Genomic DNA, 15,540 nt, shown 5'->3' with positions numbered 1-15,540 from the left:
TGCGGCTAGCCTGCAATCTCTGAGAAGTGGATCCCCACCGCATGTAGTACCTTTTTGGTGGTTTTGATGGTGGGGTTTCCACGCTCAGACAGCGTGCGATAAAGCGTTTCTCGGTTTAGATTTGCCGCTCTGGCAATCTCCGTAAACCCGCCTCTGGCCTCCACCAGGCGGCGCATGGCAATAAGAAACATGGCTTCGCCATCTTCACCGTCCAGCCCAATAAAGGCTTCTTTAAGATAGTCCACGGCGAAGGCGTGATCTTCGCGAAGCATATCAATAACCGTTTGATCAAATTCGCTAAATTTCATTTTTTCTCCCTTTATGCTCAAGCCACCATTTTGTAGCGCGTTCGATATCCGCCTGTTGGTCACGTTTATCTCCCCCCGCCAGCAGGAGCCAGACTGCTTTACCGTCCTGGGCGTAATACACCCTGTAACCAGGCCCTTCATCGATGCGCATTTCCCATACGCCTTGCCCGCAGGGTTTACTATCGCCGGGGTTCCCAAAAGAAAGTCGGTCGATCCTCATGACTATTTTGGTTTTTGCTCTCGCATTCTTTAACGCCCGCAGCCAATCCTTGAAAGGCCTTTTTCCTTCTTTCGTTTCGAAGAACGTAATCATGTTCATCCTTGACTCCTTGAGTGTAGCTTTAAAGCAACAAACAAGCACGAACAAAATTTAGTCGCGCTTATTTTTCTCAGGGCAGGCTAACGGATTTTTACTTGAGGCTGATTGAAATCGTTCTTTGGCATGCCGGGATTGCGGCGCAGCTTCCGGGGTTTATGCATGCGGGCCTGGGGCTTTCAAAAATATGCCTGAAAGCCCCTGTTTCACTTACTGCACAAATGAGGTCAGGCGATTGAAAATTCCCGGGTCATCGGCGTGGCGGATAATCTGCACGACATCCTCCAGCTTATCGACCTGGCTGACCATCTGCTCCAGCCGCTGGTCGTCCCCCACCTGCAGCCATATGCGGCTCTGATCCCCTTCCTGCAACGGCAGGCAGAGAATGCCTTCCACGTTGAACGCCCGGCGGGCAAACAGGCCGCAGATATGTGACATCACGCCCGGGTGGTTGCGCACCGTTAGTTCCAGAATGACGGTTGATTGTTTTGTGATTGATTGTTTTGTGATGGATGGTTGCATGGCTTACTCTCCAATCATCTGAGTGTTGGCGGCACCCGGCGGCACCATCGGGTAGACTTTTTCATCGGCGTCGATGCGAACGTGAATCAGGCAAGGCCCTGGGCGAGAAATCGCCTCCTGCAGCGCAGCGTGCGGATCCTCCGCCAGGTTCAGATCACAGGTCGCGAGGCCAAAACCGCGCGCGATGGTAATGAAATCCGTCTTGCCCGGATAAGTCGCGGCAAAGATATTCTGCTGGTAGAACAGCGTCTGCTGCTGGTGCACCAGCCCCAATGCCTGGTTGTTCATCAGGATGATTTTCACATCCAGATTGTTTTCAGCGGCGGTGGCCATTTCCTGGATATTCATCATCAGGCTGCCGTCGCCGGAGAAGCACAGCACCTTGCGGCCAGGCTCAGCCAGCGCCGCGCCAACCGCTGCCGGTAAACCAAAGCCCATGGTGCCCAGCCCGCCCGACGTCAGCCACTGGCGAGGACGATTGAGCGGATAAGCCTGAGCCACCCACATCTGATGCTGGCCTACGTCGGTGGTGACGATAGCTTCATCATCCACGCACGCCGCTGCGGCTTTGATAAGCCCGTAAGGCATCAGCGGGTTGTCCGCGCCCGGCGTGGCAAACGGGAACTCGCGCTGCAAATCGCTCACCGCTTGCAGCCACTCGCTGCGCCGGCAGGCTTTGGTTTGCGGAATAAGCTGGCTCAGGACTTCACGCACGTCGCCGCGAATAGCCACATTCGCCTGCTTAATTTTGCCCAGCTCGGCGCGATCGATATCGACGTGGATAATTTTTGCATTCGGGCAAAACTCTTCGGTTTTACCAATCGCGCGGTCGTCAAAACGTGCGCCAAGCACGATCAGCAGGTCCGCTTCGTGGAGGATAAAGTTGGTGCTGCGCGCCCCGTGCATCCCCAGCATTCCCAGGGAAAGTGGATGCTTCGCGGGGATGGTGCCCAGCGCCATCAGCGTCATGGTTGTCGGCAGCCCGGCACGCTCAGCCAGCTCACGTGCCTGCTCCGCCGCGCCTGCGCTGATGATACCGCCGCCCAGGTAAAGCACCGGACGTTTGGCTTCGTTGATCATCGCCGCCGCACGGGCGATGTCCTGATGGTCAAAGGCCGGTGCGGCCGAAGGCGCTGCAACCGCTGGCAGTTCGGCAATGTCGATTTCAGCGGTCTGAATGTCTTTTGGAATATCGATCCATACCGGACCAGGACGACCAGACTGCGCAATGCGGAAGGCGTCGGTAATCACCTGCGGCAGCTCGCTGATGCTGCGCACCAGGTAGTTATGTTTAGTGATAGGAATGGAGATGCCGTAGGTATCAACTTCCTGGAAAGCATCGGCGCCAATCATCGAGGTTGGTACCTGGCCGGTGATACAAACCAGCGGGATGGAGTCGAGACGCGCGTCGGCGATGGCGGTAACCAGGTTAGTGGCGCCTGGCCCGCTACAGGCAATGCAGACCGCCGGTTTGCCGCTGGTACGCGCCATGCCCTGCGCCATAAATCCCGCGCCCTGCTCGTGGCGAGCCAGTACGTGGCGAATGCGGGTGCTTTGGCTCAGGGCATTGTAGAGCGGCAGAACGGTGCCGCCTGGAATGCCGCTAACCGTGGTAATCCCGTGATGCTCCAGCATTTTTACAATCAGCTGAGCGCCGGTGATGCGTTGTGAGGGTGTGTCCGAAATTGCCATGCTCCAGTCCTTCTAATAAGCCGGTTCGCTTCTGGGCAGGCACTTAAAACAAGAAACCCCGCCCGGTTTGCGCCGGCGGGGTTTGGAATCGATGCGTTGATTCAGTCCCTACGGCGCATTGCCGACGACCACCACCACACGCACGACGACCACCGCGGCTGGTAGCGCGGTAAGTAGTAGGGTCGAAGTTGGCAGGGAATTGGTCATGGGTTTCCTGAATCTGTGTTAAAAGTCGTCATTGATAAAATCACACTCGCCGGTTTCGCACAACAGGATTTTTGCTGGCCGCTAAAAAACGAGCGAAATGTCACATTTTTGTTAAATGCTAAGTTTTAGCAGCAGCGTCCGCCGCCTTTACCGCCGTAGCGCGCATCCTGACGTTCGCGGAAAAACTCTTCATAGGTCATGGGAGTTTGCTCCGGATGGGTCTGGCGTATGTGCTGCACGTAGTTGTCGTAATCGGGTACGCCAATCATCAGTTTTGCGGCCTGGCCGAGGTATTTCCCGGCTTTGGCGAGATTATCGAACATAGTGTCTCCAGTGGGCGGCCCCTCACCCCGGCCCTCTCCCCAAAGGGGAGAGGGGGGAATAAAGAAACTCAGCCTATCCCCTCTCCCAAAGGGGGGTGGGGGAATAAAGATGCCTGATCTATCCCCTCTCCCTTCCAGGGAGAGGGTTAGGGTGAGGGTAAAAATCAATGCACGCTCTTCGCCTGCGCCACAATCTCCTGATAATTCTCAGGCATTGGCTCATACGGCGTCTCACTCGACGTTGGTTGGTCAGACTTCAGCGCTTTGAGCGCGGTTTTCAGCGAGAACCAGCCGAGCACCACAACTACCACCATAAAGAAGATGGTCAGCCCCGCGTCCAGACGGTTATTGAACACCAGTTGGCTAAGCTGCGACTGCGTGTACTGCGCCGGAATATTCCCGCTGTCGATCATCGCCTGGAATTTGTTGGCTATAGCCAGGAAGCCCACTTTAGCATCCGAACTGAACGCTTTTTGCCAGCCTGCCGTTAAAGTACAAACCAGCAGCCAGGCGGTCGGCATCAGAGCAACCCACGCATAGCGCTGCTTCTTCATCTTGAACAGCACAACCGCACAGAGCATCAGCGCCATGCCCGCCAGCATCTGGTTGGCGATGCCGAACAGCGGCCACAGCGTGTTGATGCCGCCCAGCGGGTCGACCACGCCCTGATGCAGGAAGTAGCCCCATGCCAGTACGCAAAGCCCGGTTGCAAGCAGGTTGGCCGGTAGCGAGTCGGTTCTTTTCAGCCCTGGTGAAATGACTCCCAGCAGGTCTTGCAGCATAAAGCGCGCCGCGCGAGTCCCGGCATCCACCGCCGTCAGGATGAACAGCGCTTCAAACAGAATGGCAAAGTGATACCAGAACGAGACGTCCATCAGCCCGCCCAACGCGCCGTGCAGAATGTACGCCATCCCCACGGCAAGCGTTGGTGCCCCGCCTGCGCGAGAGATAATGCTCTGCTCGCCGACTTCACTGGCGATAGTGGTCAGCGTTTCCGGGGTGATATGGAAGCCCCACCCGCTCACCACCTGCGCGGCAGAAGCCACAACGTCAGCCGTGCCTGCCGGAGCCAGTACGGCCATCGGGCTGTTCATCGCGAAGTACACGCCAGGGTCGATAACACAGGCCGCCACCAGCGCCATGATGGCGACAAAGGATTCCATCAGCATGCCGCCGTAGCCAATGAAGCAGGCCTGATTTTCATTCGCCAGCATTTTCGGCGTGGTGCCGGAAGCTATCAGCGCGTGGAAGCCAGAAACAGCCCCGCAGGCGATGGTGATAAACAGGAACGGGAACAAGTCACCGCTCCAGACCGGGCCGGTACCATCGATGAATTTTGTTAATGAAGGCATCTGCAGCGTCGGGCGCATGATCAAAATGCCGATCGCCAGCCCGATGATGGTGCCAATTTTCAGGAAGGTGGAGAGGTAGTCGCGCGGCGCCAGCAGCAGCCACACCGGCAGCACTGAAGCCACAAAGCCGTAGCCCACCAGCATCCACGTCAACTGTACGCCCGTGAAGTCGAAGTACGGTGCCCAGGTTTCACTCTCAGCCACCCAGCCGCCGGAGATAATGGCAAATACCAGCATCACCAGGCCAATCACCGACACTTCGCCAATGCGCCCCGGGCGCAAATAGCGAATATAGACGCCCATAAACAGCGCCAGCGGGATGGTAAAGGCCACGGTGTATGTCCCCCAAGGGCTATGGGTCAGCGCCTTCACCACGATCATCGCCAGCACGGCGAGGATAATCACCATGATCATAAAGCAGGCCACTAACGCGATAACGCCCGCGGTGTTGCCCATTTCTTCTTTAACCAATTCCCCCAGCGAGCGCCCGTTGCGGCGCGTGGAGACAAACAGCACCATAAAGTCCTGTACGGCTCCTGCCAGCACCACGCCCGCCAGCAGCCAAAGCATGCCCGGCAGATACCCCATTTGCGCAGCAAGTACCGGCCCCACCAGCGGCCCCGCCCCGGCAATAGCGGCAAAGTGGTGGCCAAACAGCACTTTTTTATCCGTTGGGACGTAATCAAGACCGTCATTGTTCCGCACGGCCGGCGTCATGCGCGTGGCATCCACCGTCAGCACGCGTTTCGCGATAAACAAGCCGTAGTAGCGGTAGGCAATCAGGTAAATACAGACTGAGGCAATGACAATCCACAGCGCATTTATCTGCTCACCACGATTCAGAGCGATGTAGCCGAGGGCAAATGCGCCTATCAAAGCAAGCACGACCCAGACGAGGTGTTTCCCAAATCTATCCATCAATTTTGTCCGTTTTCTAAGTGGATACCGAGAGTTGTTACATTTTGTATCTAGCCTGGAATAGCGGTTCTCACAATCTGAAGCGGGCAAAACGCGGGGCATTTACCTCAGTTTGTTAATGAGATCACCTAAATATGTATCGCAACCGTAAAGTCGGCAGGTCAATTGTGGAATATCAGGTTGGTGAATGGTTAACGCGGGGATTGATAACCAGGGATGATTAATTAGCGGAATTAATTGGTTTTAAATGTCAACTGAGAAAGGCATTGATAATTGTTTTCATTTGCAATAGCGTGTTTCCGCACTTTCAACTCCAGGCACTTTTGCCGCGTCCTTCCTCATTTGGGAAAGGAGTTTACGGGACGCAGGCGGTGACACTCAGGATAAATAATGAACAATACATTATCGTACTCCCTCGCCACGTTGGTGAGTCTGGGCCTCTACGGCACTGCCTTTTCGGCGGCAGCAGAGACGGCACCCGTAGAAAATGAAGACACGCTGGTCGTCACCGCTGCCCAGCAAACGCTGCAGGCACCCGGCGTGTCGATTATCACCTCCGAAGAATTAAAGAAGCACCCTGTCGCGCGTGACGTCTCTGAAATCATTCGTACCATGCCAGGGGTTAACCTTACCGGCAACTCTACCAGCGGGCAGCGCGGCAACGGCCGCCAGATTGATATTCGCGGCATGGGGCCAGAAAACACGCTGATCCTGATTGACGGTAAACCGGTCACCAGCCGTAACTCCGTCCGCCTTGGCTGGCGCGGCGAGCGTGATACCCGAGGCGATGCCTCCTGGGTTCCGCCTGAAATGATCGAGCGTATTGAAGTCCTGCGTGGCCCGGCGGCGGCTCGCTACGGTAACGGCGCGGCGGGCGGCGTGGTGAACATTATTACCAAACGCAGCAGCAACGAGTTCCACGGCAGCTGGAATACCTATTTCAACGCGCCGGAACACAAAGACGAAGGCTCGACAAAACGCACCAACTTCAGCCTGACGGGGCCACTGGGGGATGACGTCAGCTTCCGGCTTTACGGCAACCTGGACAAAACGCAGGCGGATGCCTGGGACATCAACCAGGGACATCAGTCGCTGCGCACCGGATCCTACGCCAGCACGCTTCCTGCCGGCCGCGAAGGGGTTATCCATAAAGACCTGAACGGGCTGATCCGCTGGGAGTTTGCACCGATGCAGGCGCTGGAGTTTGAAACAGGCTACAGCCGCCAGGGCAACCTCTACTCGGGTGATACACAAAACACCAACAGCAACCAGCTGGTGAAGGATAACTACGGCAAAGAGACTAACCGCCTCTACCGCCAGAACTATGCCGTCACCTGGACCGGCGGCTGGGATAACGGCGTCACCACCAACTCCTGGGTGCAGTACGAACACACCCGCAACTCGCGCATGAACGAAGGCCTGGCGGGCGGCACGGAAGGGATCTTCGCCAATAATCAGTTCTCAGATATCGACCTTAGCGATGTGCTTCTGCACAGCGAAGCGAGCATTCCGTTTGACCTGCTGGTGAACCAAAACCTCACCCTCGGCAGCGAATGGAATCAGCAACGCATGAAGGATGGTTCGTCGAACAGCCAGTCATTGAGCGAAGGCGGTGCGATTCCGGGTATGTCGTCCACCATCCGCAGCCCTTATTCGAAAGCAGAAATCTTCTCCCTGTTCGCCGAGAACAACATGGAGATAACCAGCAGCACTATGCTGACGCCGGGTCTGCGCTTCGATCATCACTCCATCGTGGGGAATAACTGGAGCCCGTCGCTGAACCTTAGCCAGGAGCTGGTGGAAGACCTGACGCTGAAGCTCGGTATTGCCCGCGCCTACAAGGCGCCAAGCCTGTATCAGACTAACCCGAACTACATTCTCTATAGCCGTGGCCAGGGCTGTGCCGCGAGCGCAGGGGCCTGTTACCTGATGGGCAACGAGGATTTGAAAGCCGAAACCAGCGTCAACAAAGAGATTGGGCTGGAGTTCAAGCGCGACGGCTATCAGGCCGGGATCACCTGGTTTAGAAACGACTACCGCAACAAGATCGAATCCGGTTATTCGCCTGTTGCCTCTAACAGCAAGAAAACCGATATCTATCAGTGGGGCAACGTGCCAAAAGCGGTTGTGGAAGGGCTGGAAGGCACCATTAATCTGCCGCTGACGGACACCGTAAGCTGGAACAACAACCTGACTTATATGCTGCAAAGCAAAAATAAGGAAACCGGCGATCGCCTGTCGATCATCCCGGAATACACCCTTAACTCGACGCTGAGCTGGCAGGTTCATCAGGATATTTCGCTGCAAAGCACCCTGACCTGGTACGGCAAGCAGGCTCCGAAGAAGTACAACTACAAGGGCGAACCGGTTACCGGCAGCGACACCAACGAGGTCAGCCCTTATAGCATCATTGGCATGAGCGCGACCTGGGACGCGACCAAAAACGTCAGCTTAACCGCCGGCATTGATAACCTGCTGGATAAGCGCCACTGGCGCGCGGGTAACGCCCAGACCACCGGGAATGCCACCACCAACGCTTATATGTATGGCGCGGGTGCCGAGACCTACAACGAGTCTGGCCGCACGTATTACATGAGCGTCAATACGCACTTCTAAACCCTCTCCGGGAGGCTAATTAGCCTCCCCCTCTTTCTTCACCTTGCTGGTGAAAAAATCGCTTGATGCCCGTTCATAAGAAAATGTTATAGTCGAAAAAACCATACAAAAAACGCACACAACACGACCTTCAACAAGGAGTTACCTCTGATGGCTCAAGCATTATCTCTCGAAGACTTTTTAACCTCAGTACAGTCACGCGACCCGCATCAGGTTGAATTCGCTCAGGCGGTTCGCGAAGTTATGAGCACGCTGTGGCCGTTTCTTGAGAACAATCCGCAGTACCGCCAGCAGGCGCTGCTGGAACGCCTGGTTGAACCCGAACGCGTGATCCAGTTTCGCGTAGCCTGGGTGGATGACAACAATCAGGTGCAGGTTAACCGGGCGTGGCGCGTGCAGTTCAGCTCGGCGATTGGCCCCTTCAAGGGCGGGATGCGCTTCCACCCTTCCGTTAACCTGTCGATCCTGAAGTTTCTCGGCTTTGAACAGACCTTTAAAAATGCCCTCACCACGCTGCCGATGGGCGGTGGCAAAGGCGGCAGCGACTTTAATCCTAAAGGCAAAAGCGAAGGCGAAATCATGCGTTTTTGCCAGGCGCTGATGCTTGAGCTGTACCGCCATCTGGGCCCGGACACCGACGTTCCGGCGGGCGATATCGGCGTTGGCGGCCGCGAAGTCGGCTACATGGCGGGGATGATGAAAAAACTCTCCAACAACACCGCCTGCGTGTTCACGGGCAAAGGGCTGTCGTTCGGCGGTAGCCTGATTCGCCCGGAAGCGACCGGCTACGGGCTGATTTACTTCACCGACGCCATGCTACAGCGCCACGGCCTGGGCTTCGAAGGCATGCGCGTGGCGGTTTCCGGCTCCGGCAACGTAGCCCAGTATGCGATTGAAAAAGCCATGTCGCTCGGCGCACGCGTGGTCACCGCCTCCGACTCCAACGGCACCGTGGTCGACGAAGCAGGCTTTAGCGCAGAAAAACTGGCACGCCTGTGCGAAATCAAAGCCAGCCGCGACGGCCGCGTAGCAGATTATGCCCGCGAATTTGGCCTCACTTACCTGGAAGGCCAGCAGCCGTGGAGCGTGCCGGTTGATATTGCTCTGCCATGCGCAACTCAAAACGAGCTGGACGTCGACGCGGCACAAACGCTCATCGCCAACGGCGTGAAGGCCGTAGCCGAAGGGGCAAATATGCCGACAACGATCGCCGCTACGGATTTGTTTGTGGAAGCCGGCGTGCTGTTTGCGCCGGGCAAAGCGGCAAACGCGGGCGGCGTGGCAACCTCAGGGCTGGAGATGGCGCAGAACGCTGCTCGCCTGAGCTGGAAGGCTGAAAAAGTGGATATTCGCCTGCACCACATCATGCTTGATATTCACCAGGCCTGCGTGGAGTACGGCGGAGAAGGGAAACAAACGCAGTACGTGCGCGGCGCAAACATCGCCGGGTTCGTCAAAGTTGCGGACGCGATGCTGGCTCAGGGCGTGCTGTAACTTACGCGGTGAGGGCCTTCACCCTCACCCATTTTCATCTACAAGGTCAGCTTCATTTCGTACTGCTGGAGCGTATCCTGAGTAAAACCGCTGCTTAAAAATAACGGCGCAACGGCTTCGGGCAGGCTGGGAATAGTCACTACTCCAGGGAACCGATGCTGAAGTAAAGCCAGCAGTTTTTTGGCCTTCCCTTTCCGTCGCGCATGCGGCTCAACAAACAGCCCTCTTAACTTCGGTATCTCACCCGGGATAACCATCGCATAGGCCACATCATCCAGCACAAAGGCCTTACCGGGCAGCTTATACAGCGTTTCAGCCGCACAAAGCCACGGCAGCGGAGCGTCGTTACTGGCCATCATTCTACGAGTCATTTGCAGCGGGTCGACTTCTGCCAGCTCCCCGTCGGCTTCGCCTTCCGGCACGCCAGAGGAATGGAAGCCCACCAGCGTTTTCTGGCGCACAAAGCCCATTCGCTCATACAGCGCCAGTCCGCCCTCGTTGCCTAAGATCACTTCAAGGAAAAACTGCTTATCGCCACGAGCCCGCGCTTCGTCGATCAGTTGCTGAATGAAGATTTTGCCTAACCCCTGCCCGCGCAGCTCCGGACGAATGGCAAACGCGGCAAGGCGACAGGTTTGCCCGCGCCGGGTCACCAGCGCCATGGCTTTAGGCTCCCCGCGGTCAAGCCAGACGAGGCTATCTCCGGGGAAAAGATCTTCAGAGACGAATCGCCAGCCGAAGGTTTCCCCGTCAAGTCGGAACGGCACCACGTACTGTTCAAAGCAGTGGGTCAATATCTCTGCCAGCTGGAAACTGTTCCAGTTAAGCGCCGGTTTGCTGACGATCTCGTGCTGCATGCTATCCCCCGCTCGAAGCGAATTTTATTCTTCGGAACAGAGTGTTTAGCACATGTCGAAGGATCACGATATCGGCTCGGGTGCTGCAGACCCCGATTTATTCAACGGCTTAACGCGAAACCACGGCAGGCAAAGCTGGATCAGCGGCCCGATAGCCAGAGCATAAAGCACGGTGCCCACGCCAAAACTGCCGCCCATCAGCCAGCCGGAGAGCAGCACGGTCACCTCGATGGCGGTGCGCACGCTGCGCACGGACCAGCCTGTTCTGGCATTGATCCCGGTCATCAGGCCGTCTCGTGGCCCGGCGCCAAAACCTGCGCCAATGTACATTCCGGTCGCCAGCGCATTCACGATCAACGCGCCTGCCAGCAAAAACGAACGAGCCACAATTGATTCCAGCGGCGGCATTAACGCCAGCGTGGCATCCGCCGCCAGCCCTAAAACAATCACGTTGCTGATGGTGCCCAGCCCAGGACGCTGGCGCAGCGGGATCCACAGCAGCAGCACCAGCGCGCCAACGATTATCATCACCAGGCCCAGATTTAACGAAAGCAGCCTCGCCACGCCGAGATGGAAGACGTTCCACGGATCGGCCCCCAAATCTGCGCGAACAAACATCGCGGTTGAAACACCGTAAAAGACCAGGCCGGTATAGAGCTGCAGCAGGCGGCGAGCCATCATGATAAATATCCTCGTTGTGTTTTTATGGCTATACCCTCTCGCAAAATGGACTTAGTATTAAGGTCCAGTTATCAGAAAGTGGACTGCTATGACGCTGCGCAGAATCGGTACTTCGTCTTTAACACGCCTGCTGGGCCACTGGCACCAGGCGTCATCCCGCTCGCCGGTGTATCGCCAGTTAGCCGACGGGCTGCGGCTGTTGATTCTGGATGGCAGGCTGCCGCTCGATAGCAGGCTGCCGGGTGAAAGAGAGCTTTCGGGCGCGCTGGGCGTAAGCCGCACCACGGTGGCTTCTGCGCTGGCACAGCTGCGTGAGGAGGGCTATCTGCTCAGCCGGCAGGGTTCTGGCTCGGTCACCATGCTGCCCGAAAGCAGCCCGGCTGTATCTCCGCTGCCCGGCAACGCCCCGGTACTGGATCTTTCCACTGCGGCCCTCAGCGCCGGGCCTGAAATTCATCGGGCCTATTCCACCGCGCTCACTTTCCTGCCGGAACATTTATCCTCTACCGGCTATGACAGTCAGGGTTTGCCGGAGCTTAGAGAAGCCATAGCGCGGCACTATGCGTCCCGTGGCTTACCCACCACGCCCGACCAAATCATGGTGGTAAACGGCGCCGTCAGCGGGTTGGGACTGGTTCTGCGGCTATTTACTGGCCCAGGCGATCGCGTGGTGGTCGATCACCCCACTTACCCGATGGCGCTGGCGGCTATTCGCGGAGCATCCTGCCGTCCTGTTCCCGTCAGCCTGCCCGCAAGCGGCTGGGATGTTGAAGGCCTGGCGGCAACCATCGCGCAAACCTCGCCGCGGCTGGCTTACTTAATTCCAGATTTTCATAACCCCACCGGCCGCTGTATGGACGCCGCCACGCGCCAAAGGGTGAGCGAGATTGCCGCCCGCAGCCATACAACGCTGGTTGTGGATGAGACTATGGCTGACCTCTGGTTTGATGCACCACCGCCTGCTCCGCTGGCCGCCTTTGGCTCCGAAGATAGCACCATCTCACTCGGGTCAGCCGGAAAAAGCTTCTGGGGCGGGCTGCGCCTGGGCTGGATTAGAGCCTCGGCTAAAACCATCAGTTCGCTGATACAAATCCGCAATACCTTTGATTTGGGTACGCCGCTGCTGGAGCAGTTGGCCGCCATTCAACTCTTCAACGATGCGGCGCTTTTTCTGCCTCAACGCAGAGAAATGCTCCGCCAGCGCTGTGAGACGAGCTTCGCCACGATGCAAACGCTGTTCCCTGACTGGCAAACATCGCCCCCGGAAGGCGGATTGTCGTGGTGGGTGGAACTGCCGAAGCCGCTGGCCACGATTTTTGCCGCCTCGGCAGAAAGTCAGGGGATTCGCATCGGCGCCGGGCCCCGGTTTGGCGTTGAGGGAGCCTTTGAACGATTTTTACGCCTGCCCTTTAGCCTTGAGCCCAAAGAGATGCAGCTTGCTCTCCAGCGGCTGCAACCGTTGTGGCAGCACCTGGCGGCAACGAGAAATGAAAGTCTGAGGGGAATGGTATTTTAGAAAGCGGATTATTTCCCTCTAAAATATAAGAGGGAAATAATATTCTGTAAGATTAGCAATAAGCGACGATAAAAATTAATGCTGTGAAATTCGCGGAATGGCAAACCCTTTTAGGGTAATGGTGAAATGTTCACCCTCTTTTTTAATACTGGCCCCGGTATCGCACCAGTCAGAAGCGATACGGAAAAACTCATCGCTGCCAATATTCCAGCCCAGTTTCACTTTTTTCAGGTAGCCCGATCGTAATAATTCACAGGCTTGCTGGTAGTCGTAGGCGGTACTGTCCGTACCGGCGTTCATTTTTTCTTCTTCAGTAGTTTACGCAATGCCTTGATCTCACGATCGTTTAAAGGCGTTACGCGAGTCTCAGAGGTGTGCTGGCTGTCTACGTCATCTTCGTCGACGCCCACATCACCGTCAAGATCATCAAAAGCTTTTGACAGAAGTCTCTCCGTTACGCTTGCCAGGGTTTCACTATTTTCTTCCGCATAGTGACGAATCTTCTCTTTTAACTCGATACTTATTTTTACGTTCAACGTAGCCGTCGTCATTGCAAATCCTTAATGCTTAAACAGAGGTTGATGTTTAATACTATAGAGAATAAATAAGATCCAGCCAGCACGGTAAATTTAATATTTCTGTCATAATTCAAATACCCGGAAAATATATCCGGGTTAAGCCATTACAAAGGCGGCAGCCTTCGCTTTACCGGCGTGCTTTTGACGATAGAAGTATTGCACTGGGCGAACTCGGCCAGCTCATCAAGGATTTCATCCAGTTGCTCAATAGAGCGAATCACCAGCCTGATGATGAAGCAATCCTCACCGGTAATTTTGTCGCATTCTATGCATTCAGGAATCGCCTGAATCATCTTCTCCACTTTGTGCAACATGCCCGGTAAAGGTTTCATACGTACCAGTCCCTGCAGGGTGTAACCCAGAGCCGGCAGATTAGCGTTCATGGTGTAGCCGTTAATCACGCCGCGCTCTTCCAGCCGCTTCACTCGTTCTGCGGTACTCGGCGAAGAAAGACCAATTTTTCCGCTTAATACTTTCAGAGAGATACGGGCATCTGCCGCAAGAATAGCCAGAATATGCCTGTCGATATCATCAGGAAGGTAATCACTCATTTTTATCTCATTTATAAAGGCAAAAGGATTTCATGACCTAATTTTAGCACTTCAACGAGCCTGCCACAGTGCGCAGAATAAAGCTCTTTATTCTGGAGAGACAAAATGACTCGTGAGATAAGAACCGGCAGCCTGCAAATGATTGCGGCGATGCTCATCTCCGGCACCATCGGCGCACTGGTGGTGTTTTCTCGGCAGCCTATTGCCAACGTCGTTTTCTGGCGCTGCGTTTTCGCAACTATCACGCTGTTTATTTTGGGCATGCTTAGCGGCAACTGGCGCAGCCATCTGAATCGCAAAGTTGTTTTGATCGCCGCCCTCGGCGGCGTGGCGCTGGTCGTGAACTGGCTGCTGCTGTTCGCCGCCTATTCACGAACGTCCATCGGGCTGGCCACGGTGCTCTACAATACGCAGCCGCTGATGCTGGTCGGGATGGGCGTTTTTATTCTGAAAGAGAAAGTCAGCCGCAGCAGGTGGCTCTGGCTGGCTGCATCGTTTGCAGGCATGCTGCTGGTGCTGTCTAGCGGGCTGAGCCATGACGGTAATAGCGGCTGGCTGCTGGGCATTGTGATGGCGCTGGGTGCCGCATTCTTTTATGCCCTGACGGCGCTTATCACCCGCCAGCTGAAAGGCGTGCCTCCGCAGCAAATTGCCCTCGTTCAGGTAGCCATTGGCACGCTTCTGCTGCTGCCGCTGGTGGATTTCCAGCAGCACATGACGTTCACGCATTGGGGAATCGTGGCCATGCTGGGCATCGTTCATACCGGCATTATGTACCAGCTGCTGTACGGCGCGATTCAGAAGCTGCCAACGTCGATTACCGCCTCACTCTCGTTTATCTACCCGATTGTGGCGGTGATAGTGGATCGCTTTGTCTTCAATCACAGCCTGAGCCCGATTCAGTTTATCGGCGGCGCAATGATTCTGCTGGCGGCAGCGGGGATCAATCTGGGTTGGGGAGAAAAACGCAGGACTAAAACGGTGCTGGCGAAGGGGTAAGCCAGAATTGGGTGGGGGCCCTGCCAGCTACATCCCGGCACACACGACGCCTGCTGCGGCTGCTTCCTTCCGGACCTGACCGAGTTCACAAGTTAGTGTTGCGGGAGAACCAACAGGGCCCCCATTGAGAGCGTTGTTATCCAACGCGCTGGCGCATTATCCACATAGACTCCGGCAATTGCAAGCCAGCGGCGGTCAGGTGTTGGTTTATTGCGCATCAACGGTTTAACTTGGTGCTTTCCCCACCGCCGATTATCCTTAGAAGCGATTTTGTCAGGAGTTCACTATGGATAATCACGATTCCTTCCCGCAGCGGGTTTACCAAATTGTTGCCGCCATTCCCGAAGGTTACGTCACGACCTATGGCGAAATTGCAGCGCTTGCCGGGTCACCGAGGGCCGCTCGCCAGGTTGGAGGCGTGCTTAAGCGCCTGCCGGAAGGCAGCCGTTTGCCGTGGCATCGAGTAGTGAATCGACAAGGTGTTATCTCGTTAACCGGCCCGGATCTCCAGCGTCAGCGTCAGGCGCTGCTTTCAGAAGGCGTGATGGTGTCAGGGGATGGGCATATCGATATGCTGCGTTACCGCTGGAAATATTAAAACGCCCCCATT

Annotated in this window: 17 protein-coding genes and 1 other RNA gene; 5 read left to right on the top strand and 13 right to left on the bottom strand. The window is 56.1% G+C overall.

Going from position 1 to position 15,540, the window contains the following annotated elements:
* Window positions 1-5 precede the first annotated feature (5 nt).
* From ACE38U_RS20445 to cstA, 7 genes are all read right to left on the bottom strand, one after another.
* On the bottom strand, window positions 6-308 hold the full coding sequence (locus ACE38U_RS20445; RefSeq protein ID WP_038474998.1) for an addiction module antidote protein: 303 nt from the start codon (window positions 306-308) through the stop codon (window positions 6-8).
* Window positions 298-627 (bottom strand): type II toxin-antitoxin system RelE/ParE family toxin, encoded by a 330-nt coding sequence (locus ACE38U_RS20440; protein ID WP_038475000.1) that lies wholly within the window; start codon window positions 625-627, stop codon window positions 298-300. The genes ACE38U_RS20445 and ACE38U_RS20440 overlap by 11 nt, the downstream gene beginning before the upstream one ends.
* 207 nt (window positions 628-834) lie before the next feature.
* Window positions 835-1,146, bottom strand: coding sequence for an acetolactate synthase small subunit (ilvN, locus tag ACE38U_RS20435; RefSeq protein ID WP_375530443.1), 312 nt, complete (start codon window positions 1,144-1,146; stop codon window positions 835-837).
* 3 nt (window positions 1,147-1,149) lie between these two features.
* Window positions 1,150-2,838 carry an acetolactate synthase large subunit gene (gene ilvB / locus ACE38U_RS20430; protein ID WP_375530442.1) on the bottom strand — a complete coding sequence of 563 codons (1,689 nt, stop codon included), beginning with the start codon at window positions 2,836-2,838 and terminating at the stop codon, window positions 1,150-1,152.
* Between the two features lie 108 nt (window positions 2,839-2,946).
* On the bottom strand, window positions 2,947-3,045 hold the full coding sequence (ivbL, locus tag ACE38U_RS20425; protein ID WP_375530441.1) for an ilvB operon leader peptide IvbL: 99 nt from the start codon (window positions 3,043-3,045) through the stop codon (window positions 2,947-2,949).
* A 125-nt stretch (window positions 3,046-3,170) separates the two neighbouring features.
* Complete coding sequence (locus ACE38U_RS20420; RefSeq protein ID WP_038475004.1) at window positions 3,171-3,368, bottom strand: YbdD/YjiX family protein; 198 nt, start codon at window positions 3,366-3,368, stop codon at window positions 3,171-3,173.
* Between the two features lie 164 nt (window positions 3,369-3,532).
* Window positions 3,533-5,638 (bottom strand): pyruvate/proton symporter CstA, encoded by a 2,106-nt coding sequence (gene cstA, locus ACE38U_RS20415; RefSeq protein WP_038475006.1) that lies wholly within the window; start codon window positions 5,636-5,638, stop codon window positions 3,533-3,535.
* A 390-nt stretch (window positions 5,639-6,028) separates the two neighbouring features.
* Between cstA and ACE38U_RS20410 the strand changes: the two genes are divergently transcribed.
* Entirely contained in the window at window positions 6,029-8,254 is a 2,226-nt protein-coding gene (locus tag ACE38U_RS20410) for a TonB-dependent siderophore receptor (protein ID WP_375530440.1), read from the top strand.
* A 150-nt stretch (window positions 8,255-8,404) separates the two neighbouring features.
* Window positions 8,405-9,748 carry an NADP-specific glutamate dehydrogenase gene (gene gdhA, locus ACE38U_RS20405; RefSeq protein WP_176981825.1) on the top strand — a complete coding sequence of 448 codons (1,344 nt, stop codon included), beginning with the start codon at window positions 8,405-8,407 and terminating at the stop codon, window positions 9,746-9,748.
* Between the two features lie 38 nt (window positions 9,749-9,786).
* Here gdhA and ACE38U_RS20400 read toward each other — a convergent pair whose 3' ends face one another.
* Together ACE38U_RS20400 and yczE are read right to left on the bottom strand one after the other, a co-directional pair.
* A complete protein-coding gene (locus ACE38U_RS20400; RefSeq protein ID WP_375530439.1) occupies window positions 9,787-10,605 on the bottom strand; it encodes a GNAT family N-acetyltransferase in 819 nt (272 codons plus the stop codon).
* 63 nt (window positions 10,606-10,668) lie between these two features.
* On the bottom strand, window positions 10,669-11,283 hold the full coding sequence (yczE, locus tag ACE38U_RS20395) for a membrane protein YczE (protein WP_375530461.1): 615 nt from the start codon (window positions 11,281-11,283) through the stop codon (window positions 10,669-10,671).
* Window positions 11,284-11,374: 91 nt separating this feature from the next.
* Here yczE and yczR point away from each other — a divergent pair, with 91 nt between their 5' ends.
* Window positions 11,375-12,802: a MocR-like transcription factor YczR gene (yczR, locus tag ACE38U_RS20390; protein WP_375530438.1), complete on the top strand. Its 1,428-nt coding sequence runs from the start codon at window positions 11,375-11,377 to the stop codon at window positions 12,800-12,802.
* A 75-nt stretch (window positions 12,803-12,877) separates the two neighbouring features.
* Here the strand turns inward: yczR and ACE38U_RS20385 are convergent, their stop codons facing one another.
* From ACE38U_RS20385 to ACE38U_RS20375, 3 genes are all read right to left on the bottom strand, one after another.
* A complete protein-coding gene (locus tag ACE38U_RS20385) occupies window positions 12,878-13,102 on the bottom strand; it encodes a hypothetical protein (protein ID WP_038475016.1) in 225 nt (74 codons plus the stop codon).
* On the bottom strand, window positions 13,099-13,353 hold the full coding sequence (locus ACE38U_RS20380; protein WP_038475018.1) for a hypothetical protein: 255 nt from the start codon (window positions 13,351-13,353) through the stop codon (window positions 13,099-13,101). Before ACE38U_RS20380 ends, ACE38U_RS20385 begins: the two co-directional genes overlap by 4 nt.
* A gap of 131 nt (window positions 13,354-13,484) precedes the next feature.
* Window positions 13,485-13,931: an Lrp/AsnC family transcriptional regulator gene (locus ACE38U_RS20375; protein ID WP_038475021.1), complete on the bottom strand. Its 447-nt coding sequence runs from the start codon at window positions 13,929-13,931 to the stop codon at window positions 13,485-13,487.
* A 105-nt stretch (window positions 13,932-14,036) separates the two neighbouring features.
* Between ACE38U_RS20375 and ACE38U_RS20370 the strand changes: the two genes are divergently transcribed.
* On the top strand, window positions 14,037-14,930 hold the full coding sequence (locus ACE38U_RS20370) for a DMT family transporter (protein WP_375530437.1): 894 nt from the start codon (window positions 14,037-14,039) through the stop codon (window positions 14,928-14,930).
* Window positions 14,931-14,948: 18 nt separating this feature from the next.
* Here the strand turns inward: ACE38U_RS20370 and ffs are convergent.
* Window positions 14,949-15,045, bottom strand: an RNA gene (gene ffs, locus ACE38U_RS20365) — signal recognition particle sRNA small type.
* A gap of 171 nt (window positions 15,046-15,216) precedes the next feature.
* On the opposite strand from ffs, the gene ACE38U_RS20360 reads away from it, so the two are divergent.
* Window positions 15,217-15,528 carry an MGMT family protein gene (locus ACE38U_RS20360; RefSeq protein WP_038475025.1) on the top strand — a complete coding sequence of 104 codons (312 nt, stop codon included), beginning with the start codon at window positions 15,217-15,219 and terminating at the stop codon, window positions 15,526-15,528.
* The last annotated feature ends 12 nt before the right edge of the window (window positions 15,529-15,540 follow it).

Source organism: Cedecea selenatireducens (assembly GCF_042138895.1).
Classification (GTDB): domain Bacteria; phylum Pseudomonadota; class Gammaproteobacteria; order Enterobacterales; family Enterobacteriaceae; genus Cedecea; species Cedecea selenatireducens.
Note: the sequence above shows the minus strand (reverse complement) of the source record. Positions and strands in the feature narration are given on the sequence as shown.